The sequence below is a fragment of the Streptomyces sp. NPDC051555 genome (assembly GCF_044454405.1).
Lineage (GTDB): Bacteria > Actinomycetota > Actinomycetes > Streptomycetales > Streptomycetaceae > Streptomyces.
This window is the reverse complement of record NZ_JBITDP010000011.1, coordinates 174438-200294: the sequence shown is the minus strand read 5'-3', so window position 1 is coordinate 200294 and position 25857 is coordinate 174438. Positions and strand designations below refer to the sequence as shown.

At 71.9% G+C, this 25857-nt stretch carries 23 protein-coding genes; 13 read left to right on the top strand and 10 right to left on the bottom strand.

Annotation, left to right across the window (positions count from 1 at the left end; all coding sequences use genetic code 11):
- Positions 1-127: 127 nt before the first annotated feature.
- The 3 genes from ACIBEA_RS23090 to ACIBEA_RS23080 all read right to left on the bottom strand — a co-directional run bounded on the left by ACIBEA_RS23090 (position 128) and on the right by ACIBEA_RS23080 (position 1941).
- A complete protein-coding gene (locus ACIBEA_RS23090) occupies positions 128-586 on the bottom strand; it encodes a hypothetical protein (protein WP_399263780.1) in 459 nt (152 codons plus the stop codon).
- Between the two features lie 169 nt (positions 587-755).
- Positions 756-1400: a DUF3105 domain-containing protein gene (locus ACIBEA_RS23085; protein ID WP_399263778.1), complete on the bottom strand. Its 645-nt coding sequence runs from the start codon at positions 1398-1400 to the stop codon at positions 756-758.
- Positions 1401-1485: 85 nt separating this feature from the next.
- Positions 1486-1941 (bottom strand): hypothetical protein, encoded by a 456-nt coding sequence (locus ACIBEA_RS23080; RefSeq protein ID WP_399263776.1) that lies wholly within the window; start codon positions 1939-1941, stop codon positions 1486-1488.
- 135 nt (positions 1942-2076) lie between these two features.
- Here ACIBEA_RS23080 and ACIBEA_RS23075 point away from each other — a divergent pair, with 135 nt between their 5' ends.
- The gene (locus ACIBEA_RS23075) at positions 2077-2319 is read left to right on the top strand and encodes a hypothetical protein (protein WP_399263774.1); all 243 of its coding nucleotides are present in this window, start codon (positions 2077-2079) and stop codon (positions 2317-2319) included.
- Between the two features lie 104 nt (positions 2320-2423).
- Positions 2424-2906: an HIT family protein gene (locus ACIBEA_RS23070; protein ID WP_399263772.1), complete on the top strand. Its 483-nt coding sequence runs from the start codon at positions 2424-2426 to the stop codon at positions 2904-2906.
- Between the two features lie 17 nt (positions 2907-2923).
- On the opposite strand, the gene ACIBEA_RS23065 is transcribed toward ACIBEA_RS23070, so the two are convergent.
- Positions 2924-3679 carry an ABC transporter permease gene (locus tag ACIBEA_RS23065; protein WP_399263770.1) on the bottom strand — a complete coding sequence of 252 codons (756 nt, stop codon included), beginning with the start codon at positions 3677-3679 and terminating at the stop codon, positions 2924-2926.
- Positions 3676-4617 (bottom strand): ATP-binding cassette domain-containing protein, encoded by a 942-nt coding sequence (locus tag ACIBEA_RS23060; RefSeq protein ID WP_399263768.1) that lies wholly within the window; start codon positions 4615-4617, stop codon positions 3676-3678. The genes ACIBEA_RS23065 and ACIBEA_RS23060 overlap by 4 nt, the downstream gene beginning before the upstream one ends.
- Positions 4618-4708: 91 nt before the next feature.
- On the opposite strand from ACIBEA_RS23060, the gene ACIBEA_RS23055 reads away from it, so the two are divergent.
- Positions 4709-5476, top strand: a complete 768-nt coding sequence (locus ACIBEA_RS23055; RefSeq protein ID WP_399263766.1) for a TetR/AcrR family transcriptional regulator — start codon at positions 4709-4711, stop codon at positions 5474-5476.
- Positions 5477-5554: 78 nt separating this feature from the next.
- Here the strand turns inward: ACIBEA_RS23055 and ACIBEA_RS23050 are convergent, their stop codons facing one another.
- Complete coding sequence (locus tag ACIBEA_RS23050) at positions 5555-6175, bottom strand: hypothetical protein (RefSeq protein ID WP_399263764.1); 621 nt, start codon at positions 6173-6175, stop codon at positions 5555-5557.
- A 369-nt stretch (positions 6176-6544) separates the two neighbouring features.
- On the opposite strand from ACIBEA_RS23050, the gene ACIBEA_RS23045 reads away from it, so the two are divergent.
- The gene (locus tag ACIBEA_RS23045) at positions 6545-7816 is read left to right on the top strand and encodes a serine hydrolase domain-containing protein (protein ID WP_399263762.1); all 1272 of its coding nucleotides are present in this window, start codon (positions 6545-6547) and stop codon (positions 7814-7816) included.
- A 66-nt stretch (positions 7817-7882) separates the two neighbouring features.
- Here ACIBEA_RS23045 and ACIBEA_RS23040 read toward each other — a convergent pair whose 3' ends face one another.
- Positions 7883-9292: a M1 family metallopeptidase gene (locus ACIBEA_RS23040; RefSeq protein ID WP_399263760.1), complete on the bottom strand. Its 1410-nt coding sequence runs from the start codon at positions 9290-9292 to the stop codon at positions 7883-7885.
- A gap of 258 nt (positions 9293-9550) precedes the next feature.
- On the opposite strand from ACIBEA_RS23040, the gene ACIBEA_RS23035 reads away from it, so the two are divergent.
- Positions 9551-11896 (top strand): macro domain-containing protein, encoded by a 2346-nt coding sequence (locus ACIBEA_RS23035; protein ID WP_399263758.1) that lies wholly within the window; start codon positions 9551-9553, stop codon positions 11894-11896.
- 27 nt (positions 11897-11923) lie between these two features.
- Here the strand turns inward: ACIBEA_RS23035 and ACIBEA_RS23030 are convergent, their stop codons facing one another.
- Positions 11924-12781 carry a class II glutamine amidotransferase gene (locus ACIBEA_RS23030; protein ID WP_399263756.1) on the bottom strand — a complete coding sequence of 286 codons (858 nt, stop codon included), beginning with the start codon at positions 12779-12781 and terminating at the stop codon, positions 11924-11926.
- A gap of 266 nt (positions 12782-13047) precedes the next feature.
- Between ACIBEA_RS23030 and ACIBEA_RS23025 the strand changes: the two genes are divergently transcribed.
- Positions 13048-13785, top strand: coding sequence for a VOC family protein (locus ACIBEA_RS23025; protein ID WP_399263965.1), 738 nt, complete (start codon positions 13048-13050; stop codon positions 13783-13785).
- 110 nt (positions 13786-13895) lie between these two features.
- Here ACIBEA_RS23025 and ACIBEA_RS23020 read toward each other — a convergent pair whose 3' ends face one another.
- Together ACIBEA_RS23020 and ACIBEA_RS23015 are read right to left on the bottom strand one after the other, a co-directional pair.
- A complete protein-coding gene (locus tag ACIBEA_RS23020; protein ID WP_399263754.1) occupies positions 13896-14264 on the bottom strand; it encodes a PRC-barrel domain containing protein in 369 nt (122 codons plus the stop codon).
- Positions 14265-14354: 90 nt separating this feature from the next.
- Positions 14355-14510: a DUF6131 family protein gene (locus ACIBEA_RS23015; RefSeq protein WP_354381620.1), complete on the bottom strand. Its 156-nt coding sequence runs from the start codon at positions 14508-14510 to the stop codon at positions 14355-14357.
- Between the two features lie 243 nt (positions 14511-14753).
- Between ACIBEA_RS23015 and ACIBEA_RS23010 the strand changes: the two genes are divergently transcribed.
- The 7 genes from ACIBEA_RS23010 (at position 14754) to asnB (ending at position 25830) form a co-directional block, all read left to right on the top strand.
- A complete protein-coding gene (locus ACIBEA_RS23010) occupies positions 14754-15728 on the top strand; it encodes an alpha/beta fold hydrolase (RefSeq protein ID WP_399263752.1) in 975 nt (324 codons plus the stop codon).
- 1139 nt (positions 15729-16867) lie between these two features.
- Entirely contained in the window at positions 16868-18346 is a 1479-nt protein-coding gene (locus tag ACIBEA_RS23005; protein WP_399263750.1) for a sugar transferase, read from the top strand.
- A 73-nt stretch (positions 18347-18419) separates the two neighbouring features.
- Positions 18420-19736 carry a nucleotide sugar dehydrogenase gene (locus tag ACIBEA_RS23000; RefSeq protein WP_399263748.1) on the top strand — a complete coding sequence of 439 codons (1317 nt, stop codon included), beginning with the start codon at positions 18420-18422 and terminating at the stop codon, positions 19734-19736.
- A complete protein-coding gene (locus ACIBEA_RS22995) occupies positions 19726-20997 on the top strand; it encodes a glycosyltransferase family 4 protein (protein ID WP_399263746.1) in 1272 nt (423 codons plus the stop codon). The genes ACIBEA_RS23000 and ACIBEA_RS22995 overlap by 11 nt, the downstream gene beginning before the upstream one ends.
- Positions 20990-22357 carry a Wzz/FepE/Etk N-terminal domain-containing protein gene (locus ACIBEA_RS22990; protein ID WP_399263744.1) on the top strand — a complete coding sequence of 456 codons (1368 nt, stop codon included), beginning with the start codon at positions 20990-20992 and terminating at the stop codon, positions 22355-22357. Before ACIBEA_RS22995 ends, ACIBEA_RS22990 begins: the two co-directional genes overlap by 8 nt.
- Positions 22354-23901: a Wzz/FepE/Etk N-terminal domain-containing protein gene (locus ACIBEA_RS22985; protein ID WP_399263742.1), complete on the top strand. Its 1548-nt coding sequence runs from the start codon at positions 22354-22356 to the stop codon at positions 23899-23901. Before ACIBEA_RS22990 ends, ACIBEA_RS22985 begins: the two co-directional genes overlap by 4 nt.
- A gap of 3 nt (positions 23902-23904) precedes the next feature.
- Entirely contained in the window at positions 23905-25830 is a 1926-nt protein-coding gene (asnB, locus tag ACIBEA_RS22980) for an asparagine synthase (glutamine-hydrolyzing) (protein ID WP_399263740.1), read from the top strand.
- Positions 25831-25857 lie beyond the last annotated feature (27 nt).

Sequence of the window (25857 nt, the reverse complement as noted above, 5' to 3'; positions counted from 1 at the left end):
CGGCGGCGGGGCGGGGGGGGGCCCCGGGGGGGTGGGGGGGGGGGGGGGGGCGGGCGCCCCGGGGGGGGGGGGGCCCCCCGGCGCCCCGGCCCCCCCCCCCCCCCCCCCCCCGCGGCTCGACTGCCGCTCAGGTCCGCCACACCCCCAGCACCGCCCGGCCTTCCGCGGGATGCCCGACGCCGCCCCGCGTGCCCGGTGGCCCGCAGCGGCCTCTGCCGTACGCACTCCCGGCGGCCTGCCCGGTGGCCAGGAGGGCCGGGGTCACCGGCACCGGAGCCCCGGCGGCGCGGGGCGACGGGACCGTCGGCTCGTCGGCGTCGACGCATCCGGCGGCGCCGTCCCCGACCGGGGTCGTGTGCGGCCTGTGGGGCCGGTCGGCGGCGGGGAGGTCGCGCGGCGCCGGCCCGCGGGCGGTCGCGGCGGCGGTCAGGACGTCGGTGCGGGCGGCTCCCGGCGCGACGGGACCGTGGGCGCAGACGAGGAGGTGCAGGAGCGCGGCAAGGGCGAGGGCGAGGCCGAGTACGACGACCGCGCCGACCCGCGACGCGGCCGGTCGACCGCTCCGGTCCACCGCCACAGCCTCCATGACCACACAGAGTAGCCACGTGAACACATAAAGTTCTTGTCAGGGCGTGTGTCGTTGCCCTGTCCGTCCCCGAGGGGGCGACCGCCGGGACGGGGCCGGTACGGCTGCGGACGCCCGGAGGCGCCCCCCTCGATCCCGCGGCGTCCCCGCGCCCCGCCCCGGCGGGTGCTCAGGCCGACAGCCCGTTCGTGCACGCGGCCCCGGGCTCGGGCGTCTGCGCCCCCTGGACGTACTTGGTGAGGAAGGCGTTCACCCGCGGGTCGGACGCGTCGTCCACGCCGAGCTGCTTGCCCCACGCCGTCAGCGTGATCGGCGAGTCCTGCTTCGCGTGCGGGCTCATCAGCGTGTACGGCGTCCTGCTCACCCGCTCCGCCAGGGCCTTGACGTCGTCGGGGGCGGCCCGGTCGGTGTAGGTGATCCACACGGCGCCGTGTTCGAGGGCGTGCACGGCGTTCTCCTGCCGGACCTCCTTCTCGTACACGTCGCCGTTGCAGTTCATCCACGCCTGGGCGTGGTCACCGCCCACGGCCGGAGCCATGGGGTAGGAGACGGCCTGGGCGACGTGGTTCTGCGTGAGCTTGTCCCACGACTTCTCGCCGGCGATGGGAGCGGCCTTCGTCGCCGCCGCCCGCCTCCCCTCGCCCTTGATGGTGAAGAGGAGGTAGCCGGTGCCGCCGGCGAGCGCGACGAAGACGATCGCGCAGACGGCGACGGTGAGGATCCGGTTGCGGCGCTCGCGCGCCGCCTGGGTGCGACGTACCTCGTCGAGTTTGGCGCGGCGCGCGGCCGCGGCGGAGTTCTTGGGCAGGCCCATGGTCGTTTCCTTCACTTCACCAAGCTGGTTGCGGGCAGGAAGAACGGTGGCGGCGCGCGCGGGGTGCGCGGCGCCGCCGGTCTTCCTAGGTCCGCAGGACCTGCAGGGCGTGGAGGTCGGGTGCGCGGTGGGCCGGGGTGTCGGTCACGGGGCCGGCCCGGGGGGAGACCGGTGTCGCCCGGTGGCCCGCCGCCGGAAGGACCAGGGGGTCCGGCAGCGGGAGGACGCTCTGCGGCAGGTGGTCCAGGACCGTCAGGCACGCGTCGCCGGGCCGGTGGTGCACGCACCCCTCGGCCCCACCGCTCGGCGCATGGTCCGCTCCGCCCACGACGCTGCTCACGAGGCCGCTCACGACACCGACCGCGACGCCGCTCGGCGCCGGCGCGGCGGACGCCTCGTACGGCGTTGCGCGAGTGGGCTGGTGGCACACCGTCACGGCGAGCAGGACCGCCGCGACGCAGCACACCCAGCTCAGCAGCGCACGCCACCGCGGCGCCCCGGCGGGCGGTGCGGACGCGAGCGGCGACGGTGTGGTCATCATGATGGACAGATCCTAGTGCCGTGCCGGGCACCGGTCAGCCGCGCGCGGCCCCGGTGCGCGGTTGCCCGCGCCGGCCGTCAGCGCAGCCATCCGCGCGTCAGTTCCTGGACCGCCGAGCCGTCGGTGTCGGCGAGCTTGAGGGCGACGAAGTCCCGGGCCCACGGGGAGGTCTGCACCCGGAACGGCATCTCCGGCGACTCCAGCAGGTCCACGATCGGCGCCCCCGCCGGCCGCCGCACCTTCGCGGAGGCCGACGCCACCCGCCGCGAAACCCTCGCCGAGGTCTTCGACGACCTCCTCGACGACGGGGACATCGCCGCGCTGGAGGCCGTCCGGGCCAAGCTCAAGGGGAAGCCGCAGGTCGATCCAGCGGGGTGATCCGGCGAGGGGATTCCAGGAGGCGGGCCCGGGAGTTGGTCAGGACCCGTCCGCCGAGTGGATCACCGTCCGCCGAGTGGATCACGCGTATAGCCTTCGGTCCCATGACTGTCGACTGGCGCACGGAACGGATCGCGAGCGCGCTGCGGGGCGAGAACCCGACCGTGCTCAGACGCCTCGACGCGGGTTTCGCGGCGATCGGGGACGTCCAGTTCCTGCCCGGATACTCGGTGTTGCTCGCGGACGACCCGCAGGTGCAGCGACTGTCGGACCTGCCGAAGGCGCGGCGCCTCGCCTTCCTGTCCGACATGGATCGGCTGGGGGAAGCCGTCGAGCGCGCGTGCAAGGGTCTCGACCCGGAGTTCCGTCGGGTGAACCTGGAGATCCTCGGCAACACCGACGGCTTCCTGCACGCGCACGTGTGGCCGCGGTTCGCGTGGGAGCCGGCCGACCTGGTGCGCATGCCGGTGTGGCTGTACCCGCGTGAGCGGTGGAGCGACGGACGGTTCGCCCTCGGCCCCCGGCACGACACGGTGCGGGAGGCCATCGGCGCGGAGCTGGACCGCTCCTCGACGGACGCGCGCTGACGGTTCGGGCCCGCCCGCTACCGCGTCCGGCGCCGGAAGAGCGCGGAGGTCAGGCCCACCGCGGCCGCCAGGATGCCCGCGCACCAGGCCAGGGCCGTCCAGGGGGCGCCGCCCGCGGGCTGGTCCAGCAGCAGGGCCCGCAGGGATTCGATGACCGGAGTGAGTGGCTGGTGCTCGGCGAAGCCGTGCAGCCAGCCGGGCATCGTGTCGATGGGCACGAAAGCGCTGGAGGGATAGGGCAGGAACATCATCAGGAAGGTGAACCCACCAGCGGCCTCGGGTGAGTCGGCGGCCAGGCCGAGGGCAGCGGCCAACCAGGAGATGGCCGTGACGTAGGCCGCGAGGAGTGCGGCGGCGGCGAGGAAGCCCGCCGGGCCCGCTTGGGGGCGGAAGCCGATGGCGAGGGCGACGGCCAGCACCAACGTGGTGGAGAGCAGGTTGCGGAGCACCGATGCGGTGACGTGGCCGGCCAGGATGGGGACGCCGCCGATGTCGAGCGAGCGGAACCGGTCGACGACCCCGCTCTTCATGTCCTCCGCGACGCCGACGGCGGTGGAGGCCGCTCCGAAGCCCGCGCAGAGCAGCATGGCTCCGGGCACCACATAGGTCACGTACCGGGTCCCGGTGTCGATGGCCCCGCCGAAGAAGTAGACGAAGATCAGCATCAACATGACGGGCAGCATCAGGGCGGTGATCAGCGCGTCGGGGCGGCGGCTGCTGATGCGCAGGCTCCGTCCGGCCAGGGCCAGGGCGCTCACGGGCAGGGCGGTCATCGGTCGGCTCCCGTCAGGGCGAGGAAGACGTCGTCGAGGGTGGCGCCGCGCAGGGCGAAGCGGTCGACGTCGGTGCGGTCGGGGTCGAGTTCGTCGAGCAGCGCCCGGACGTGGGCGGCGGTGCCGTCGGTGGGCAGGCCGAGCACGAGCGCGTCGGGGTCGTGGTGGACGGCGCGCGGGGCGAGTGCCTCGTAGGCGGCGGCGGTGGCGAGGGTGAGGTCCAGCCGGTGTCCGGCGACGCGGGACTTCAGCTCGGCCGGGGTGCCCTCCGCGGCGATGCGGCCGCCGGAGAGGACGGCGACGCGGTCGGCCAACTGGTCTGCCTCTTCCAGGTATTGGGTGGTGAGCAGGACGGTGGTGCCGTGGGCGCGCAGCTCCCGCACGAGCTCCCACATTCCTTGGCGACTGCGCGGATCGAGGCCGGTGGTCGGCTCGTCCAGGAAGACCACCTCGGGACGGGAGACGAGGCTCGCGGCGAGGTCGAGGCGGCGGCGCATGCCGCCCGAGTACGTCTTCGCGGTGCGGCCGCCCGCGTCGGCGAGGTCGAAGCGGTCCAGGAGTTCCTCGGCCCGGATGCGCGCGGCAAGCGGGGCGAGCCCGGCGAGGCGTCCCATCATGCGCAGGGTCTCGGCGCCCGTCAGCAGCTCGTCCACCGCGGCGAACTGACCGGTGAGGGCGATGCGTTCGCGCACTCGGGACCGCGCGGTGGCGGTGTCGTGCCCGGCGACCCGGGCGGTGCCGGAGTCGGCGGCGGTGAGGGTGGCGAGGATCCGGACGGTCGTGGTCTTGCCCGCGCCGTTGGGACCGAGGAGCGCGAGGACGGTGCCTCGCGGGACGGCGAGGTCGATGCCGTCGAGCACGCGGAGCGCGCCGTAGGACTTGGTGAGGCCGGTGGCGTGGATCCCGAGGGCGGACGTGGTCACGTCGTGGGTGGTCACAGGAATGACGCTCCCTTCTGCGTATGGCATACGCTGTTCTGTGTAAGTAATACACAGAACTAGGATGGGTGGCAATCGACTAGGGACGGTCATGGCGGACGAGGACAGCGGGACCGGGCTCCCGGCCAGCCTGGAAATGGCCTGGGGGCTGCGCGAGCGCCCCGGCAAGGGGCCACGCCCCACGCTCACGCTGCCCCGCATCGTGGGGGCGGCCGTCTCGCTCGCCGCCACCGAGGGCATGGACGCGGTGTCGATGGGCCGGGTGGCCAAGGAACTGGGCGTCTCGACGATGTCCCTCTACCGGTACGTGGCCGCCAAGGAGGAGCTGTACGTCCTCATGTCCGACGCGGGCGCCGGCACCCCGCCGCCACTGCCGCCCGAGGCGGCCGGATGGGGCTGGCGCGAGCTACTGACGCACTGGGCGTACGGGCAGCGCGCCGCCCTCCTCGCCAACTCCTGGCTCCTGCGCATCCCGATCACGGCCCCACCGGCGACCCCGAACCAACTGGCCTGGATGGACCGGGGGTTGGACGCGATGGCCGGAACGGGATTGAACGAGGCCGAGAAGCTCTCCACGGTCGTCCTGATCGGCGGCCTGGTGCGCAACGAGGCCACGATGGCGGCCGATATGACGGACGCCATCGCCGCGTCGGGCGTGACCCCCCAGCAGGCCCTGGCCCAGTACGTCCGCACGTTGCGGTTGCTCGCCGGCCCCGAGAGCCACCCCGCCGTGACGCGACTGCTGGATTCCGACGCCTTCACGGGATCGAGAGAGCCGGACTTCCAGTTCCGCTTCGGCCTCGACCGGATCCTGGACGGGCTCGCACCGCTGGTCGCGGAGCGGGAGCGACGACCGTAGACGCGACGGACGCCGGGCGGGAGCGCAACGCTCCCGCCCGGCGTCACCGGGCCCGGTACAGCCGCTCGTCCACCGCGCTCAGTACAGCTTGTTCACCGCGGTCCGCAGGGTGTTCTTCCATGCGGCCACGGGCGGTTGGCCCCAGTAGCTCGACCACAGGACCAGCGTGACCGTGTCCCCGTCGCGACCCACGCCCCACAGGTAGTTGAAGTCGGGCCGCTCCTGGGCGTTGGCGTCGAAGGTGCGCATCCCCTGGAGGGTGGCGCCCTCCTCCACGTTCACCACCCCGTGGTCGAAGCCGGTCGCGGTCACCCCCGGTCGCTGCGGGCGGTTCGCGCAGTCCGCGTAGTCCCGCCGGGTCGCGTCCGCGAAGGCGATGGCCTCGGCCTCGGCGGCGAAGACGATCACCTTCTGTTGCGCGAACGCCGTCTCCGCCGTGGTGAAGTCCCGGTTCCAGACGTTGACTTCGGGCTTGCCCTCCGGCCAACCCGCCAGGCACGGGTCGTACCCCTGGCCCCAGCCCCGCACGACCGGATTCGCGCGCCACGACTCGGTCGTGGGCAGGTCCGAGATGTACAGCGTGCCCGGCCTCGGCCGCCACTGGTCGGCAGCCACCGCCGGACCGGCAGCCGCACCGACCGCCAGCGCCACGGCCCCCAACAGGACGCAACCCCCGCGCACCCGTGAACGTACCCCCATGGATTTCCCCTTCCCCCTGCGCACCGTCTCGATCACGACGGCCCCACCCCGGCGGGGGCGCGACCCAGCCCCAGCATCGGGTGTCCGCCTCCCGGCCGGCCGCACCTGCGGCCACGATGACTTGAACTGCGCCCTTGCTGACTTAAAACGACAAAGGACACGAAAACGGAGTCGGTCCCGGATGCGCGGATTCCACCCCTCGGTCGAAAACACAGAGTGACGGGACCCGCGCAGCGATTCCACCCGGAGTGGGTACCCAACGCCCGATGATCTTACGTAACATCATGAATGTTCGCCGTGTCCGGGGTTGTCCCCCACGGCGGCCGTGCTTCCGCATGTCCTGCCCCCACCCATTGAGTCGAGGAATACGTGCGCCTCCCCCTTGAACGACGCCTGGCCGTGAGCGCTGCCCTGCTCGCCGTGGTAGCCGGTGTCGTCCCGGCCACCGCGGCCCACGCCGCACCGGCCGACCTGCCCGCCGCCACGGCGGATTCCCCGCAGGTGACGCCCGACATGGAGGGCCTGACCAGGGCCCTTCAGAACACCCTGGACGCCGGCGCGCCGGGCGCCCTGGCCCGCTACACCGGTCCGGACGGGGTCAAGACCAAGACCCTGGGCATCCAGGACACCACCAGGAACACCCCGATGGACGTGCGGTCGCGGTTCCGGATCGGCAGCGTCTCCAAGACGTTCTCCTCCGTCGTGCTGCTCCAGTTGGTCGACGAGGGCCGTGTCGAGCTGGACACCCCGGTCAACCACTACCTGCCGGGCCTGCTGCCGGACGACCGCATCACGGTGCGTCACCTGCTGACCCACCGCAGCGGCTTGTCGGACTACACGAACGTGATGTTCGCGGACACCGTTCCCGGCTTCGAGGCCGTGCGCAACAAGGTGTTCGGCTACCAGGAGCTGGTCGACCTCTCGCTCGCCGAGCCGCGCACCACCGAGCCCGGCGCCGCGTACAAGTACTCCAACACCAACTTCGTGGTCGTCGGCATGATCATCGAGAAGGTGACCGGGAAGCCGGTGGCGAAGGAGTACGACCGTCGCATCATCAAGCCGCTGAAGCTGCGCAACACCTCCTACGTGCACCCCGACACGGCCATCCGCGGCCAGCACGCCCACGGCTACCTCCACCCGGACGAGACCGGCGACCCGCTGGTCGACTCCACCGAACAGACGGTGTCCTGGGCGCAGTCCGCCGGCGCGGTGATCTCCAACGCGGCCGACCTGAACACCTTCATGAGCGGCCTCGTCAGCGGGAAGCTGCTGCCCAAGCGCATGCTCGACCTGATGACGACCGTGACCCCGACGGACGCGACGAACACCCGGTTCTACGGCCTGGGCCTGCGGCGTTACGACCTGTCCTGCGGTACGCAGGTGTTCGGCCACACCGGCACCGTGCAGGGCTTCTACACCTACGCCTTCACCACGCGCGACGGCAAGCGCAGCCTGTCCGCGATGGCGAACACCTCGAACGACGGGGCGGCCAACACCGCCCTCGGCGGCACGCTGGAGGCCGCGTTCTGCGGCAAGCCCGCGGCGCCCGAGTCCAACGCCGCCCCGCGCGGCCTGGCGGCGTCCCCGGAGCGGGACCGCACCCCGGCCCGCGCCGAAATGGACCTGCCGGAACGGCGCTGACCCCCGTCGCCCGGGGCCCCGCGCGGGGCCCCGGGCGACGTCATGACGGAACGGCCCGCGTCCATGTCACGTGGTCGTTCCCGTGCGGATGCGGTGTTCGCGCCAGAACGACGTGAGGTCGGCGGGGGTCACCGCCTGCGCCGCGCGCTGGAACTCCGCCGTCGTGGAGACCCCGTACCAGTGGTCGCGTACGTAGCCCCTCAGCATCGCGGCCATCACCGGGCCGCCCAACACCCTCTCCAGGTCGTGCAGCACGCACGCGCCGTTGTAGTAGACGTACCGGGTCCAACCGGGGCCGTGGGCAGCCCAGTAGCCCATCGAATTGGTGACCGCCTGGGTGTCGTCCTGCCAACCGACGCCCTCCGCGCAGTCTTCGCCGTGGTCACCGCTCAGCAGGCCGTCCGAGTAGGTCGCGAACGCCTCGTCCAGCCAGGGGGACGCGTACTCGTCGTTTCCGACGATCCCGTACCACCATTGGTGGGCCAGCTCGTGGACCACACCGCTGCCGGCCTCGTCCAGGGCCACCAGGACCAGCCCCGGGAACTCCATGCTGCCGATCGGCGCGAACCGGTCGCTGATGACCGCGTCGACCTCGCCGTAGGGGTAGCGGCCGAACCGCCGCCCGAGCTCGTCGACGGCGCGGACCGCTTCGGCGCGGGCGGTCGCCACCCAGGCGTCCGGGGTGCCCGCCGTCCAGTACGAGCGGACCGTGACGCCACCCGGCGAGGTCGCCACGCCGCTGCGGAACGGGCCGGCCGCCCACGCGAAGTCCCGCACCTGGCGCGCGACGCTGGTGGTGAGGGTGCGGCCGGGCCCGGCCGGACGGTCCGTGGTGGCTCCCGTCGCCGGGACCCCCAGCGCGGTCGGGTGGTCGAGGGTGACCTCGAAGTCCGAGGCCACGGTGTAGTAGCTCTCGCCCCGGTCGACGGGCGGGTCCAGGTGCCAGCCGGCCGCGTCCCGTACCGCCAGCACCGGCAGGGCGTTGCCGAGGTAGCGGTGGTCGCCGTCGCGCCCGAAGCGGTGGAGCCGGTCGGGGGCGGTGATCGAGACGTCGAAGCCGACGGTGGCCCGCCCTCCGGGCGCCAGCGGCGCGGCCAGCGCGATCCGTACCGCGCTGCACGCCACCGACGGGTCGCCCGGGGCCCCGCCGGTCACCCGGCCGATCCGGACCGGGGAGGGTGCCTGGGGCGTGCCGCAGCCGTCGGTGCCGTTGCCCCAGAGGCGGACGTGGATCTCGCGCAGCGGCTCGGTGGACCGGTTGCCGAAGGTCACCGTTTCGCGACCGGTCCACCGGGTGCCGGTGGCGTCGGCGCGCAGGTCGACGCGGTAGGCGGGCCGGGAGGGGGCGGCGCGCTCGGCGCCGTGCCCGGTGGCGGCGTAGGCCGGGGCCCCGCTCCAGGCACCCCCCAGGAGCAGGCCGAGCGACCCGAGCACGGCGAACGCCGTGACCACCCATGCGTACCCGGTCCGTCTCATGGTCCGCCCCCGTGGTCGTGTGTATCGGGCCCGGCCTGCCAGGTCTGCCGGCCCGCGCGACCTGGGCGGCCGGCGCGCAGCCGAGGGTACGCGGCCCCCGCGGCCTTGCACAGGGGCGTCGCGCACCTCCAACACGGCTGCGGTGACGGTGAGTTCGGGCCGGATCGCCCGTCATCGGTGCTGGCCGGAAGGGCGTTGTCAGTGGTCAGGGATACGTTCAGGGGGTTGGCAGGGCCGATTTCCCGTCAGGAGTGGACGATGACCGAGAGCAGTGCGCAGCCCACGCTCGAAGTGGTGCTGGCAGACGTCAACGAGCGCGTGGTGGAGGCGTGGCGGGCGGCGTTCGCGGACACCCCGGGCGTCGAGATCCGCCGCGGCTCGATCCTCGACGAGGACGTCGACGCCTGGGTCACCCCGACGAACTCCCGGGGCCGGATGGACGGTGGGGTCGACGCCGTCATCAAGCGGTACCTGGGATCGGGCATCCAGGTGCGCGTGCAGCGGGCGATCCGCGACCGCTTCGCCGGGACGCTGCCGGTGGGCAGTGCGGTCTGCGTCCCGTCGGGGGCTGCCGTGCCCCGCTACGTGATATCGACACCGACCATGGTGGGGTCCTCGCAGAACGTGAGTGCCACGCTCAACGTGGCCATGGCCTGCGCGGCCGCCTTCCAGGCCGTCCACCGGCAGAACCGGAAGGAACCGGGCAGCATCCGTTCCGTGGCGCTGGTCGGGCTGGGCGCGCAGACCGGGCGGGTGCCGGCCCGGGTGTGCGCCAACCTGATGTGGACCGGGTACACGCTCTTCCACGACCACTGCTTCGAGGACGACGACGAGCTGCGCGCCACGCTCGTCGCGCAGTTGAACGGAATCGAGAACGCCCCCGTCGAGGAGCGGGTGCGCATCGTGGTGCCCGAGCCCGCCCCCTGCGACTCCCCCACCGCGACCGCAACCACGACCGCTCCCACTCCCGCTCCCACTCCCGCGACCGAAGGCCCCTCCCCCGTGACCGACGCGAACGACCCGAACGACGCCCTGGCCCTTTCCGAGTTGTTCGCCGGCGGTGGTGAGCCCTGGCTCCCGCTCCTGAGGCCCGTCATCGAGGCGCAGCCCGATGCGGCGCGGTTCATCGGGAAGGGGCGCAGCCCCGAGGTCGTCCCGGTCCGCGAGCTGACCTTCCAGGCGCTCAAGCCGAACCCGCCGCACAAGTGGAAGGTCGTCGCCTTCGGGCAGAATCCGTACCCGCGTGCGGAGAGCGCGACGGGCATCGCCATGTTCGACAACACCTTCAACGACTGGAAGGACAGCCAGTTCGGCCGGGTCGTCAGCATCCGCTGCATCATCAAGGCCGCGGCGATGTGGAAGTACGGCATCGTCAAGAAGACGCCCATCGCGGAGGTGCGCACGCTGTTGAAGGAGCGGGACGCGGTCCAGCCGCCGGAGTGGTTCCAGGCGATGCTCACGCAGGGCGTGTTGCTGCTGAACGCCGCGCTCACCGCCAGCGGCGACGGGGCGATGGGCGCCGACCGGCACACGGCCTTCTGGCGGCCCGTCGCCGAGCGGATCATCGAGGAGATACTCAGGGCCAAGCAGGACGCCGCCGAGGAGGACCGCGGGGTCGTCTTCGCCTGGTGGGGGGCGCACGCCCGGAACCTGAAGAAGGTCGTGCTGCGGCTCCAGGCGAAGTACCCGGACGTCGAGGTCCGGCACATCGACCACGCGAACCCGGCGGCGCAGGGCGACCTCTTCTGCGAGGGCGACCACTTCGCCATGGTCAACGAGGCCCTCGTGTCCCTGGGCTCCGAACCGATCGACTGGCTGCCCAGCAAGGGGTGGGACGCGGGAGCAGGCGGCGCGAGCGGGCCGGGCGGGGGCGTGGCGCAGCACATGGGCGCCTTCATCGAGTCGACCATGAACCTCCACCAGCTCTACCTGGAGCGACTCACCAGCGTCAAGGACGAGGGCCTGGTCCTCCCCGCGATCACCGGCGTGTTCGACACTCCGCTGATGGACTTCCAGGGCGCCGTCGCCCCGGTCTGCGACGTACTGTCCGGGCTCACCGGACACGTCGACCGTTCGCGCGACTTCGGCAAGCGGCGGGCCGACGAGACGTCCGGCAGCCTGTCCGCCGACGCGATCGCCGCGCTCTACCTCTACACCTGCCAGTCCGCCTTCTACCGCGAGATCAATGCCGTACTGCGTTCGCCGGACCGCGCCCGGGTCACCCCCTACCTGCCGTACCTGCGCCTGTTGTTCTCGGCGGTGTCGGGGCTGCCGGGCCACGCGCAACCGCTGTGGCGCGGCGTGTCGTTGGACCTGCGGGCGCAGTACCCGGTGGGCAGGACGGTGACCTGGTGGGGGGTCTCCTCCTGCACCTCCGAGCTGAAGGTGGCCCGGTCCTTCCTGGGCAGCCGCGGCAAGCGGACGCTCTTCGAGGTGACGTCCACCCGGGCGGTCGGCATCAGGAACTTCTCCGCCTTCACCGGGGAGGAGGAGTACATCCTCGCGCCGGGCACGCAGCTCGAGGTGACGGACGTGAAGAGCGAGCGCGGCGGGCTGTGCACGGTCCAACTGGCCGAAACGGACGCGCCGCCCGTACTGTCCTGACGCGGTACCTCCTCGGACTCCGGACCGTCAGGGCAGTCGGGTGGCGTCCGGCAGCTCGGGGAGGAAGGGGAGGTAGTCCGTTCCCGGAGCGGCGGGGATCACGGTGTAGCTGGCCTCGGGCAGTTCGTTCCACACCCCGGGCAGGTCTCCCAGCGGCTCGGAGACCACGATGCGCGTCTCGTCGGAGATCTCGCGGAGGTAGTCCAGCTCCGGGTGGAGGTGGCGGACGGTCTCGGCGCGGCTGCTGTAGAAGAGCGAGCGGGACTTCCCCCTGCTGGAGTAGCGGAAGGCCCAGACGCGTGCTCCGTCGCTGACCGCGACGGTCATCTGGAGCGGTTCCGGTACCCCGTGCTCCTTGCCGAGCCGCTCCACCAGCCCCGCCATCCTGGCCACCGCGCCGGGGACGTCCTGATCGAGCCCGAAGGTGACCGCCAGGTAGAACATCACCTCGGAGTCGGTGGACCCCTCGATGGACGGGAAGAGCGCCGGGTCGACGGCCATGACCAGGTCCCGCTGGAGCCGGTGGAACTCCGCGATGGCTCCGTTGTGCATCCACAGCCAGCGTCCGTGGCGGAAGGGGTGGCAGTTGGTCTGTTGTACGGCCGAGCCCGTCGAGGCGCGTACGTGCGCGAAGAACAGCGGGGAGCGGACGTGGGCGGCCAGCTCGCGCAGGTTCCGGTTGTTCCAGGCCGGTGCGATGTCCCGGAAGATCGCCGGGGTGCCGTCGCCGTCCGCGCTGTACCAGCCGATGCCGAAGCCGTCGCCGTTGGTCGCTTCGGCGCCCATCCGGGCATGGAGGCTCTGGTTGATCAGCGAGTGCTCGGGGCGGTAGAGCACGGCGTCGAGGAGCATGGGCGAACCCGAGTAGGCGAGCCAGCGGCACATGGGCCCTTCCCTTCCTCCCGCCCCGTCCCGAGCCTAACCCCGTGCCGGGTCCCGCGCGGGGCCCGGCACACCGCGGCGATACCCCAGTGGGGCATTCCCCGCGGGGCCATTCGTACGTACGGGTGGGCGCGGCCCGTGCCTCGCCGACCGGCGCGGCCGGCGGGTCTACGGTGGAAGGGTCCCGTAGCCGTGTCCGGCAGATGAGGTGGGCAGCTGTGTCGACATCGAGCCATGAGATGTCCGGTGCGCCGTGCTGGGTGAGCCTGATGGCCCGGGACCTCGCTTCCGCCCAGGGTTTCTACGGCGCCGTGCTCGGGTGGGACTTCCGCCCCACCCGCCTCGGCGACGGCTTCTCCGTCGCTTTCCACGACGGGGCCCCGGTGGCCGGCATCGGCGCGCTGGCCGGCAGTCTGGGGGTGCCGGTGGCCTGGACGCCGTACTTCGCCGTCGAGGACGTCGACGTCACGGCGGACCGGATCCGGGAGCGCGGGGCCACGATGGCGGTGGGCCCCCTCCCCTTCGGCACGGGACGGGCCGGGCTGGCCTCGGACCCGGCGGGGGCCGCCTTCGGCTTCTGGCAGGGCAAGGTCATCCCCGACTGGAGCGTGGGCCACGACAGCGCCCCCGCGTGGTTGGAACTGCGTACGCGCGACGCTTTCGCCGCGGCCATCTTCTACGGCGAGATCCTGGACTGGGCCGGCGAGCCGTCGGGCTGCTGCACGGTCTCCTACGAGCACGACCACGTCGTCCTGCGCCACGGCCGGGACGCCGTCGCCCGCATCAGCGGCGGAGCGCTCGACGAGGATCCGGACCCGCAGGTCCGTCCGCGCTGGCACGTGCACTTCCGGGTGCCGGACCTGGAGGGCGCGATCGAGGCCGCCACCCGCCTCGGCGGCAGGATGGCCTCCCCTGTGCAGTCCACGCCCACCGGCCGGTCGGTCGTACTGGCCGATGCCGACGGGGCGCTGTTCACGGTGGTGGCTCCGCAGGACCGCCCGGCCTGACGCGCGGCGCGAGGGCCCGGAATCAGGGCCCGGACTCAGGGAGTCCGGGCCCGCTGCCCGTGCTCGTGCGCACCGTGCTCGCCCACCCGCGACCACGCTGCCCGCGCCGGTCAGATCGGCGGCAGGCCGAAGGGGAATCCGGTCCCGTAGTAGGTGCTCAGCGCGTCCCGGTAGCGCGGGTCGCCGAGGTGCTCGTCCCGGTGGAACTCGGGGGCGTCCTTGATCTGTCCCTTCGTCCGGTCCACGAACACGGTGCGTTCCTCCGGGTCGATGCTGACGACCCTGCTCGCCGGGAGCAGCACCTCCTTGCCGAAGATCCAGACTCCGGTGTCCACGACCAGGTAGGCGTCGTCGACCTCGTCGGAGTGTTTGTCGACCTTGCCGATGGTCCCGTCGGTCGCCTCGACCTTGTAGCCGGTCAGATCCGTGCCGGCCAGGTGGCCCGAGGTCGACGTGTAGCTCCATACGTGCTCAGTCACGCGAAGAACAACTCCTCCCGGTAGGGCGGGTAGTAGCGGCAGGGGGTGGATGTGGCAGGGGTGGGGTGCGGCAGCACGGGTGCGCACCGACTACCAGTAGTGGCGTCGGCCGCCGACGGCGTGTCCGACCGAGCCCATGATCCACAGGACTGCTCCCACCACCAGCAGGATGACGCCGATGGTCCAGAGGATGGAGATTCCGGTCAGGAACCCGACGATCAGGAGAATAAGCCCGACGGCAAGCATGGTGCCCTCGCTCTCAGGTGGGGAACACGGCGGGGCGTTCGCTCCGCCGTGGCGCTTCGGCTGGCGTCTACCCCCGAACCCCGCCTTTATCGCCGTACGGGTCCTTGATCCTTCGCAGCCCCCGCCGGCGGCCCGGCCGCCGGCCCCCGCGAAGTGCCCGTGCGACTCGCGCTCGCCCCGCCGCTCCCCCCATGATCAGCTAAACGATCTCCACACCGGGGAGGTCGAGCACCTGGAGGATCCATGTCACCGCTGGCCCTGGACGTCACCCACCGCCTGGTCCCCTCGCCCGCGGGCCGGATCCACCTGGTGGAGCAGGGCACCGGGCCGCTCGTCCTCCTCGTGCACGGCTTCCCCGAGTCCTGGTACTCCTGGCGCCACCAGCTCCCCGCGCTGGCCGCCGCCGGGTACCGCGCGGTCGCGATCGACGTGCGCGGCTACGGTCGCTCCTCCGCCCCCCACGAGACGGACGCCTACCGGATGGCGGAGCTGGTGGCGGACAACGCCGCGGTGGTGGAGGCCCTGGGCGAACGGTCGGCCGTCGTCATCGGGCACGACTGGGGTGCGTCCATCGCCGCCGCCTCGGCCCTGGTCCGGCCCGACCTCTTCCGTGCGGTGGGGTTGCTCAGCATTCCCTACGCCCCGCGCGGCGGGCCGAAGCCGAGCGAGCTCTTCGCGCGGATGGGCGGGGAGGAGGAGTTCTACGTCTCCTACTTCCAGGAGCCCGGCCGGGCGGAGGCCGAGATCGAGCCCGACGTGCGCGGCTGGCTCGCGGGGTTCTACGCCGCCCTGTCCGGCGACACCATGCCCGCGGCGGGCGCACCCGCCCCGCACTTCGTCCGCCGGGGCGGGACCCTGCGCGAGCGGTTCCCCACCGACCGGTCGCCGGCCTGGCTCGGGGAGAGCGACCTCGACTTCTACGCCGGGGAGTTCGAGCGGACCGGTCTGCGCGCGGCGCTGAGCCGGTACCGGAACATGGACCGCGACTGGGAAGACCTGGCCGGCTTCGACGGAGCCCCCATCCCCCAGCCCTCGCTGTACATCGGCGGCGCCCTCGACGCCTCCACCACCTGGCTGGCGGCGGCGATCGAGGCCCACTCCACGACGCTGCCCGGGCTCACCTCCTCCCGCATCCTGGAGGGTTGTGGTCACTGGATCCAGCAGGAGCGGCCGGCCGAGACGAACCAGCTCCTGACCGACTGGCTCGCCACCCTGTAGGACCGGCTCCTGAACGGCTGCCGATTGGCAGTTGGAAATCAAAGCGGAATGCCGCGCTATCGGCCGACCGGGCAAAAGTCCGTACGCCGCACGAACTTCGCTCCGCAACACCCCGTCGCGTGTGCCACGGAGCGGATTCGAGGTCGGATCCATGCCGCAGCGATGCCCGTCGGCCGCCTGGAGCCCACGATTCCGTGCCGCCCTTTCCCGAAAATCGCGAGGGGAGGCAGAGGCTCGATTCCGGGCAACGCGCCTTTCCTCACAACGCAATTGCACCGCCGGCCGAGCACGGAAATTCTCGCTGAGATCGCGTGATGGCAACCGCCGCATTGCTTGCACGTGAACACGTCGCATCCGGGGGGAAAAGGGCCACTCCGAGAGCTCCTCGCGGTCCAGACCTGCGCCCGTCGCGCGTACGCGCCAGAGAGCCGCGTCGCGATCGCGGCGGGCCGGGTCCGACTCCGCCGCGGCCGGCTCCCGACGTCCGCCCGCTCCACAGGAGTTCGGCGCCCCTCTCCGCGCCCCGGACGACCCGATCCACTGCCGGCCGGACCGTGATCCACGACCCCGAGTAGGTACCGGTGCGGGCAACGAGCGCCATGTCGCTGGTTCGTGATCATCCGTCAGTCAGATGTGACATGGATTCGGCCACCCCATCCGCCACCTGCCGATCACCGTCCTCACAGGTCACACGGCATGCGCCTGTCACCAGGGGACCCTCGGAGGAGGACCCGTGGATGGCGCCGTCTTCGCAGCTTGACCGCAACTTGTACACATCACCTCTCCGGACGGCCTGCGATGGTCTAGATTGACCCGCGTGCTCCAGATACTTGGACACCGGGCGACAAATGACGATCTATTGTTTTGGTGCGACACACAGCCGGCTGCCGTATCCTCTGCGCCGGACGTGGCAGTGATCGATTCCTTGAGCCCGAGGGGGGCGCAGGGAACATCCGGGACTTCTACGACTTCCCGCACACCTCACGACTCTGGTAGAACATGCGGGTCCGCCACCCGTAGGCACGTGTTCAAGCAAAGCTGCAATACCTGGTATGCCACATTTCGGGGGGCGGGTCCTCCCGTGGGATTAAACAGTGCGAGGCAAAGACGCCGGAGCACTGGCGACCTGGGGGGGTCCTGTGCAGCAGAGGGAATTAGCCAGCCCGTTTCCGGCGGCGCGCGGGCGGTCGGCGAACGGGTCTATCAGTCGCCCCGCCATGGACTGGGAGCAGCGGTACCGACGGACCGTCATCACCACCGATACGGTGACGACCGCGGCCGTCGTGACCGCGATCGGCGCCTTCTTCGGGGCCAGGGACGCGGCCAACTGGCATGAGAAATGGGGAATCCTCGCATTCGGCACCGAGCTGTTGGTGCTGGGCTCGATGACGGTCGGCCGGTCGTGGGCGCCGGCCGTACTCGGCCAGGGCGCCGAGGAGTTCCGCCGACTCGGGCGCTCACTGTTCGCGACGGCCGTCGTGCTGGCGCTCGGCGGGATCGCCCTCACCTCCACCAACATCAAGCTCTGGATCTTCGTGGCGACCCCGGCGATCGCCGTCGTCACCATGATCGCCCGCTACGTGCTGCGCCTGTGGTTGCACAAACAGCGCAAGGAGGGCCGCTGCCTGCGGCCGGTGCTCGCCGCCGGCAGCCCGGCCACCGTGCTCGACCTGATCACCAGAGTCCGCAAGTTCCCGCACCTCGGTTGGCGGGTGGACGCGGTGTGCACGCCGGACGGTCTCGGCTTCGACGGTGACCAGCTCGCCGGAGTGCCGGTCGTGGGCCGCCTGTCGGACGTACCGAGCCACGTGCAGCGCGACGGCTACCGCGTCGTCGCGGTCACACCGGACCCGCACTGGTCGCCGAACCGGCTCCAGCGACTGGCGTGGAACCTCGAAGGCAGCGACGCCGACATGGTCGTGGCGCCCGTACTGATGGAGGTGGCCGGCCCGCGCCTGCACGTCGACGGGGTGCTCGGGATCCCGCTGTTGCGGGTCACGATGCCGATCTTCACCGGGGGTCGTCGGGCGATCAAAGAGGTCGTCGACCGCATGGGTGCGGCGATCCTGTTGATGCTGTTCGCGCCGCTCATGCTGCTCGTCGGGGTGCTCGTGCTGATGGACAGCCGGGGCGGGGTGCTCTACTACCAGCGCCGGGTGGGCAAGGACGGCCGCGAGTTCACCATCGTCAAGTTCCGCACCATGGTCGCCGGGGCCGACAGGACGCGGGCGGAACTGGCCGACCGCAACGAAGGCGCGGGCCTGCTGTTCAAGCTCCGCCGGGACCCGCGGGTGACCCGGGTGGGCACGGTGCTGCGCCGGTACTCGATCGACGAGCTCCCGCAGCTCTTCAACGTGCTCACCGGCTCGATGTCGCTCGTCGGTCCGCGACCCCCGCTCCCGGAGGAGTCCGCCGCCTACGGCCCGGACATCCGGCGGCGACTGTTGGTCAAGCCCGGGCTCACCGGCCTCTGGCAGGTGAGCGGGCGCAGTGACCTGCCGTGGGAGGAGGCGGTGCGGTTGGACCTCCGGTACGTGGAGGACTGGTCGCTCGCCCTCGACGCGGTGATTTTGTGGAAGACCCTCCGCGCGGTGCTCCAGGGGCAGGGGGCGTACTGATGCGCGGCGGGTTCAGTCAGGTCAGTGGGCGGTTGGCAGGCCAAGAGGGCCTGTTGAGGGGGAGGAACGGGTCATGAAGGTCAGTGTCTTAGGTCTCGGCTACGTGGGCTGCGTATCAGCCGCGTGCCTGGCCAGTCTGGGCCACGAGGTCATCGGTGTCGACGTCAGCCAGGTGAAGGTCGACCTGGTCAACGCCGGCAAGGCCCCGGTGGTCGAGGAGAAGATCGGCGAGCTCATCGCCGAGGTCGTACGGAGCGGGGCGCTGCGCGCCACCGGCGACGTCCGCGAGGCGATCATGAACAGCGACGTGTCGCTGGTCTGCGTCGGCACGCCCTCGGAGCCCAACGGCAGTCTGTGCACCACCTACTTGGAGCGGGTCACCGAGGAGATCGGTGCCGCGGTGGCCGAGCGCGGCGGGCGACAGACCGTCGTGTTCCGCAGCACCATGCTGCCGGGCACCTGCTTGAACCTGCTGGTGCCGATCCTGGAGAAGTACGCCGGCGGCACGGCCGGCGTGGACTTCGGCGTCGCGGTCAACCCGGAGTTCTTGCGGGAGGGCACGAGCGTGCGGGACTTCTTCGACCCGCCCAAGACGGTCATCGGGCAGATCGACGAGGCCAGTGGTGACGTGGTCGCGGCGCTGTACGACGGGCTGCCGGGCGAGGTGTTCCGGGTGCCGATCCCGACGGCGGAGGCGATCAAGTACGCGGACAACGCGTTCCACGGCCTCAAGATCGGCTTCGCGAACGAGCTGGGCTCCATCTGCCAGGCGCTCGGGGTGGACTCGTACCAGGTGATGGACGTGTTCCTGGCCGACCGCAAGTTGAACATCAGCTCCGCCTACCTGCGGCCCGGCTTCGCCTTCGGCGGCTCCTGCCTCCCCAAGGACCTGCGCAGTCTGGTCCACGCGGCGCAGCAGGCCGACGTCGCCGTGCCGATCCTCTCCCACGTCCTGCCGTCCAACGCCGAACACCTCCAGCGGGCGGTGGAGTTGGTCGAGGCCACCGGCAAGCGCCGGGTGGGGATCTTCGGGCTGTCCTTCAAGCCCGGCACCGACGACCTGCGCGAGAGCCCGCTCGTCGAGCTGGCGGAGCGGCTCTTCGGCAAGGGGTACGACCTGCGGATCTACGACCCCAACGTGAACCTCTCCCGGCTGCTCGGTGCGAACCGGGAGTACGTCGAGACGCGGCTGCCGCACCTCGCGAAGCTCCTCGCGGAGTCGGTCGACGAGGTGCTCGACCACGCCGAGGTGTGCCTGGTGGGGACCGGCGACCCGGCCGTGCTCGCGGCCCTGCCGCACGGCGAAGGCCCCGTGATCATCGACCTCGTCCACCTCCCCGACGCCGACGTGCGCCGGGCCGAACCGGGATACGTGGGCCTTGCTTGGTAACGCAACCGGCGGCGTCGGCCGGGGCCGACGCGCGCTGATCCTGGTGGAGAACCTCTCGGTGCCCTTCGACCGGCGGGTGTGGCAGGAGTGCACGACCCTGCGCGACGCGGGGTGGACCGTGCACGTCATCTGCCCGCAGGGCGAGAAGCGGGACACCGAGCCCGAGGTCGAGATCGACGGGGTGCGGATCCACCGCTACCCGCTGCGGGCCGCCACCGGAGGGCCGGCCGGCTACCTCCGCGAGTACGGCACGGCGTTGTGGCACACGCTGCGCCTGGCCCGCAAGGTCGGTCCGGTCCACGTGGTGCACGCCTGCAACCCGCCGGACCTGCTGTTCCTGCCCGCCCTGTGGTTGAAGCGGCGCGGTTCGCGGTTCGTCTTCGACCAGCACGACCTGGTGCCCGAGCTGTACCTCTCCCGGTTCAACCGGGGCAAGGACCTGCTCTACCGCGCGGTGTGCGCGTTGGAACGGCGCACCTACCGGGCCGCGGACGTCGTGCTCGCCACGAACGAGAGCTACCGGGACGTCGCGCTGGCACGTGGCGGCCGCAAGCCGTCGGACGTCTTCGTGGTCCGCAGCGCGCCCGACACCAAGCGGTTCCAACCGGTGCCGGCCGAGGAGGAGTTGAAGCGGGGCAAGCCCCATCTGCTGTGCTACCTCGGCGTCATGGGCCCGCAGGACGGCGTCGACTACGCCCTGCGCTCCCTGGCGAAACTGCGCGACCGGTTCGGACGGACGGACTGGCACGCGGTGTTCATCGGCGGCGGCGACACCTTCGACGCGATGGTGGAACTGTCCCGCACGCTCGGGCTCTCGGAGCACGTGCAGTTCACCGGGCGCATACCCGACGCCGACCTGGCGCGTTACCTCTCCACCGCGGACGTGTGCCTCTCCCCCGATCCGCACAATCCGCTCAACGACGTGTCGACCATGAACAAGGTCCTCGAGTACATGGTGATGGGGCGTCCGATCGTCTCCTTCGACCTCCGCGAGGCGCGCGTCTCCGCGGGTGAGGCCGCCGTCTACGCACCCGCGAACGACGAGGCCGAGTTCGCCGGGCTCATCGCGCAGCTGCTGGACGATCCGGAGAAGCGGACCCGGATGGGGAAGATCGGCCAGGAGCGGATCGGTGGTCCGCTCGCCTGGCGGAACTCGCAGGCGTCGCTGCTCGCCGCCTACGCCCGCGCCTGCCGGGACCGCGGTCCGGTGCCGGCGGCGGGTGCACGGCACGGGCACGAGGGAGACCGCACCGTTGAGTGATGACACGATACGGCTGGTCACGATCGGCCGGATTACCCGTAGGCGCTGGCGGCTGCTCACCATCCTCGCGGTGGTGGGCGCGCTGCTCGGCTACGGCACCTCCATGCTGTTCCCGCCCCGGTACACGACGTCCGCGTCGGTGCTGCTGCCAGGGGCGTGGCAGGAGCGCGAGTTGATGACCCAGGCGCAGATCGCCACCAGTTCGGTGGTGGTCGACCGCGCGGCGGCCACGCTGCGCTGGCCCGGGGTGAGCGGCCGTCAGCTGCGGGAGCAGGTGATCGCCACGGCCTCCGACGGGAACATCATCAACATTTCGGGCACGGCCGACACCCCGGAGCGCGCACAGAAGCTCTCCGACCAAGTGGCGCAGCAGTTCGTCTCGTTCGCGGCGCGGATCGCGGGCGCGGGCGCCGACCCCGAGGCGGCGTCGCAGCCCGAGGCGCTGCGCCAGATGGTGGTGCAGACCAGCCGCCGCATCAACGAGCTGGCCGACGCGACCGGTCCGGGGCAGTCGGTGGAGGGCGTGCAGACCCGCACGGAGCTCGCGAAGCTGCGCACCGCGCTGCAGGAGGCCGTGACCAAGCTGGACCAGGTCAACCCGGCCGCCGGCAAGGCCAACATGGTCGTCATGGGGCCGGCGGTCCTGCCGACGGGCGAGGCGCCGCCGACGCGGCTGCAGCTCATCATCGGCGGGGCGCTGCTGTTCTTCCTCGTCGGGGTCATCGGCCATCTGGCCGCCGCCCGGATGAGCCGCCGGCTGCGCGGCGAGGCGGAGATCGCCGCCGCGCTGGGCGGGGCGGTGCTGGGCAGCGTCGACGTGCCGGGCGAGGGCGTCGTGCGCGGGGCGAAGGACGGTGGCTCGCGGGCCCGGATCCGCCGGCTGCTGGGCCTCGACGTCCGGTGGGACGCGCCGCCTCCGCAGACCTCCGGCGACGAGGCCGGCCGACAGCTGCGCTACCGGCGGGTGTGCGCCCGCCTGCGTGAGCAACTACCGTCCACAACAGCGTTGTTACTGGTGGTTCCGGAGGGCGACGGAGTCGCCCGGCGGGCCGCCGAACAGCTCGTCGCCGAGGCCGGGGGCGCTCCGCCGCTGCGGGTTATGGAGGTCCCGGTGTCCCGGCCGATGCTGCCGGACGGCGACGGGGCGAGCGGGGCGCTGGTCGTCCTGAGCGCGGGCAGCTGGACCGCGGGGGAACTCACCGGCATCGCGGGGGCGTGCGCGGACGCCGAGCAGGAGGTCGTCGGCGTGGTGCTCGCCGACGTGGTCCGGGCCCGTCCGGCGCGGACCGCCGGGGACCCTTCGGACGACATCACATCGGCGAGCGCGGTTGACTACGACACGGCAGGACGTTCAGGGTGACGACGAGTACGGGTTCCGAGCCGTCGGCCGCGGCTCCGCTGCTGGACCTGCAGGGGCTGGTGGTCGCGGTGCGCAGGCGCCGCCGCCTCTGGTCCTCCATGGCGCTGTTGGGGATGCTCCTCGGCGCGGCCGTCGCGGTGCTGATGCCGCCGCCACCGACCGCGGTGACGAAGGTGCTGGTCGCGCACCAGGCGGACCAGCCGAACGACCCGGGGACGCTGATCCGCACCGACGCCGCGCTGCTGCAGACGACGCAGATCGCCGGCAGGGCCCTGCAGTCCCTGAAGTCGACGCAGAAGCCGGAAGACTTCATGAAGGCCTACGCGGGCATCGGGCTGACCAACAACCTGCTGCAGATCACCGTCACGGGTGACAGTGACGCGCAGGCGGTGGCCTGGGCCAAGGCGTTGGCGGACGCCTTCGTCGCGGACCACGTGCAGCGCATCCAGGCGACCGCGGACGCGGAGGCCAAGACGCTGCTCGATCAGCGCGACCGCATGCAGACCGAGCTCGCCCAGGTCAACAAGTCGATCGGGGACGCCCCGCAGCAGAGCGGGCCGAAGGCCTCGGCGAACACGGAGTCGCTGTACGCCCGCCGGGCCGAACTGACCGCGCGGATCACCGACTTCGGCCAGCGCGCCGCGGAGGCGCGCGTCGGTACCCCGCAGCTCATCGCGGGCACGCAGGTCGTGGACGCGCCGCGCACGGTGCGGGTGTCCCTGCCCAGGACCGCCGCGACCAACGCCGGGGTGGGGCTGGTCCTCGGGCTCGTCCTCGGGCTGGTGGTGGCCGCGATCGGGGCCGTGGTGGCGGACCGACCCGTGCTGCGGCGCGACATCGCGGGGAGCCTCGGTGTCTCGATCATCTCGGAACTCCCCCGCCGGTCGCCGTGGCTGTGGCGGCGCAAGCGGATCCGGGCGGCGCGCGAACGGCTCACCGCGTCCCTGGCACGTACCGTACGCGGCTCCGCGGAGCCCCTGTCCTTGCTGGAGCTGGGCTGCGCGCGCGGTACGAGCCTGATCGCCCTGGAACTCGCCGGGGCGCTGGGGGCACAGGAGCCGGTGGTCGTCGTCGACGGTCTGCCGGGATCGCAGCTCTCGGGCCGCCGGCCGAAGCCGGGGGACCCCACCGTGGTCAGCGGCGAGGGCGGCGCGGCCGAGGCGCACCAGGGGCGCCGGATCGGGGTCGGCTCGGTGGCGCCCGGCACGGCGTGGACCGACCTCCAGTACCTCGGCACCCGGACGGTCCTGGTCGTGCGGGCCGGGCACGGCAGCGTCGCGTGGCTGCACACCGTGGCGCGGCAGCTCGCGGACCAGCGGATACCGGTGGTCGGCGTGGTGCTGATCGATCCCGATCCGCGGGACCGGACCGACGGCACGCTGTGGGACGGGCCACGGTCCGCGCCGCGCGGCCCGAGCGAGCGGGGGGCCCTGCAGAACGGTGGGGGTACCTCCCACGCCGTTCAGGCAGTGGGGGAGGGACGGGCGCCTACGGAGCTGCCGTCATGGGCACGAGTACCGGACATCGACCAGGAAGCGCGGTAGTACATGTGTGGCATCGCAGGCACGTATCGCTGGCCGGACGGGAAGGTCGTGACCGACCGGCTCACCGATACCCTCGCCCATCGCGGGCCGGACGGGGCGGGCCGGTACAGCCACCCCGTCGGTGACGGCGAGGTGCACCTCGGGCACCGCCGCCTCGCCATCATCGACCTGTCCGAGACGGGCGCCCAGCCGATGGTCTCGGACGGTCTCGTCCTGACGTACAACGGCGAGCTCTACAACGCGCCGGAGCTGCGCGCCGAGCTGGTGGCCGCCGGGGTCCGCTTCCGCGGCACCTCCGACAGCGAGGTGCTGTTGGAGGCGTGGCGGCGCTGGGGCACGGGCTGCCTGCCGCGGCTGCGCGGCATGTTCGCCTTCGGCATCTTCGACGAGCGGACCGGCGAGCTGGTGCTCGCCCGCGACCAGCTGGGCATCAAACCGCTCTTCCTGCTCCGGCGCGGCGAAGGGCTGGTGTTCGCGTCCGAGCTCAAGGCGCTCGCCGCCGCCACCGGCGGGTCGATGGAGGTGGACCACGCGGCGTTGGTGGCCTCCCTGCTGTACTACTGGGTGCCGGATTCGCGCTGCGCGCTGCGCGGGGCGGAGAAGCTGGCGCCGGGGAGCTGGCTGCGGTGCCGGCCCGACGGTCGGGTGGAGCGCGGCCGGTTCTGGAACCTGCGGGACGTCGCCTCGGAGGGCCGGGACCGGGCCCGCAGCGGCGAGCTGCCGGACCTGGCCGCCATCATCGAGGATTCGACGCGCCGGCACCTGCTGTCCGACGTGCCGGTGGCGACCTTCCTCTCCGGCGGGCTGGACTCCAGCTACCTGACCGCGCTGGCCGCTCGTGACCACCCCGGGATCTCCGCCTACACGATCGGGTTCCGCGCCGAGGACGCCAAGTTCGAGGCGATGCCGGACGACCTGCGCTACGCCCGGCAGGTGGCCGCGCAGTTCGGGGTCGACCTGCACGAGATCGAGATCGCTCCGAACGTGCTCGAAATGCTGCCGCAGATGACCTACCACCTGGACGAGCCGATCGGTGACCCCGCGGCGATCAACACGTTCCTGATCTGCTCGGCCGCCCGCGAGGCCGGGGTCAAGGTGATGCTCTCGGGGATGGGCGCCGACGAGCTGTTCGCCGGGTACCGCAAGCACCTGGCCAACGTGCTCGCGCTGCGCTACCAGCGCGTCCCGCGCCCGCTGCGGCGCGGGGTGTACGCGGCCGTGGACCGGCTGCCGGTGGCCTCGGCCCGCCGGGGGTACCGGTCGGTGCGGTTCGCGAAGCGTTTCCTCTCCTTCGCCGACCTGCCGGAGGAGACGGCGTTCCGGCGCAGCTACACCATGTACGACCAGGACGAACTGCTCGCCCTGATCGATCCTGACCTGGCCGGGACGGTCGACGACGTGTTGACCGAGCACGCGGACGTCTACGAGGACAACGACCTCGACGACTTCGTCAACCGGATGTGCCTGGGCGACGCCAGGATGTTCCTGCCGGGCCTGAACCTCGCCTACACGGACCGCTCCAGCATGGCCGCGTCGACCGAGGTACGGGTGCCGTACGTGGACGTCGAGGTGGTCAAGGCGGCGTTCGCCGTGCCGGGCGACCGCAAGATCGTCGGGCGGCAGGGCAAGGCCGTGCTCAAGGAGGCGGCCACCTCGATCCTGCCCCGGGAGATCGTGTACCGGCCCAAGGGCCTCTTCAGTGCTCCGCTGCGCGCCTGGATGAGCCGCGACCTGGCGCCGCTGGTGCGCGAGGTGGTGAACGACGGCGTGCTCGTCAACTCCGGCTTCCTGCGCCGCGACGCGCTGGCGCGGATGGTGGCCGAGGACGCCGCCGGGCATCGGGACTTCTCCAAACACCTGTGGCACGTGTTGACCCTGGAGTACTGGTATCGCAACGCGACCTCCGGGTCCGGTCCGAGCAGTCGGTGAACAGCACGGCAATTTCCAAGGAGTTCG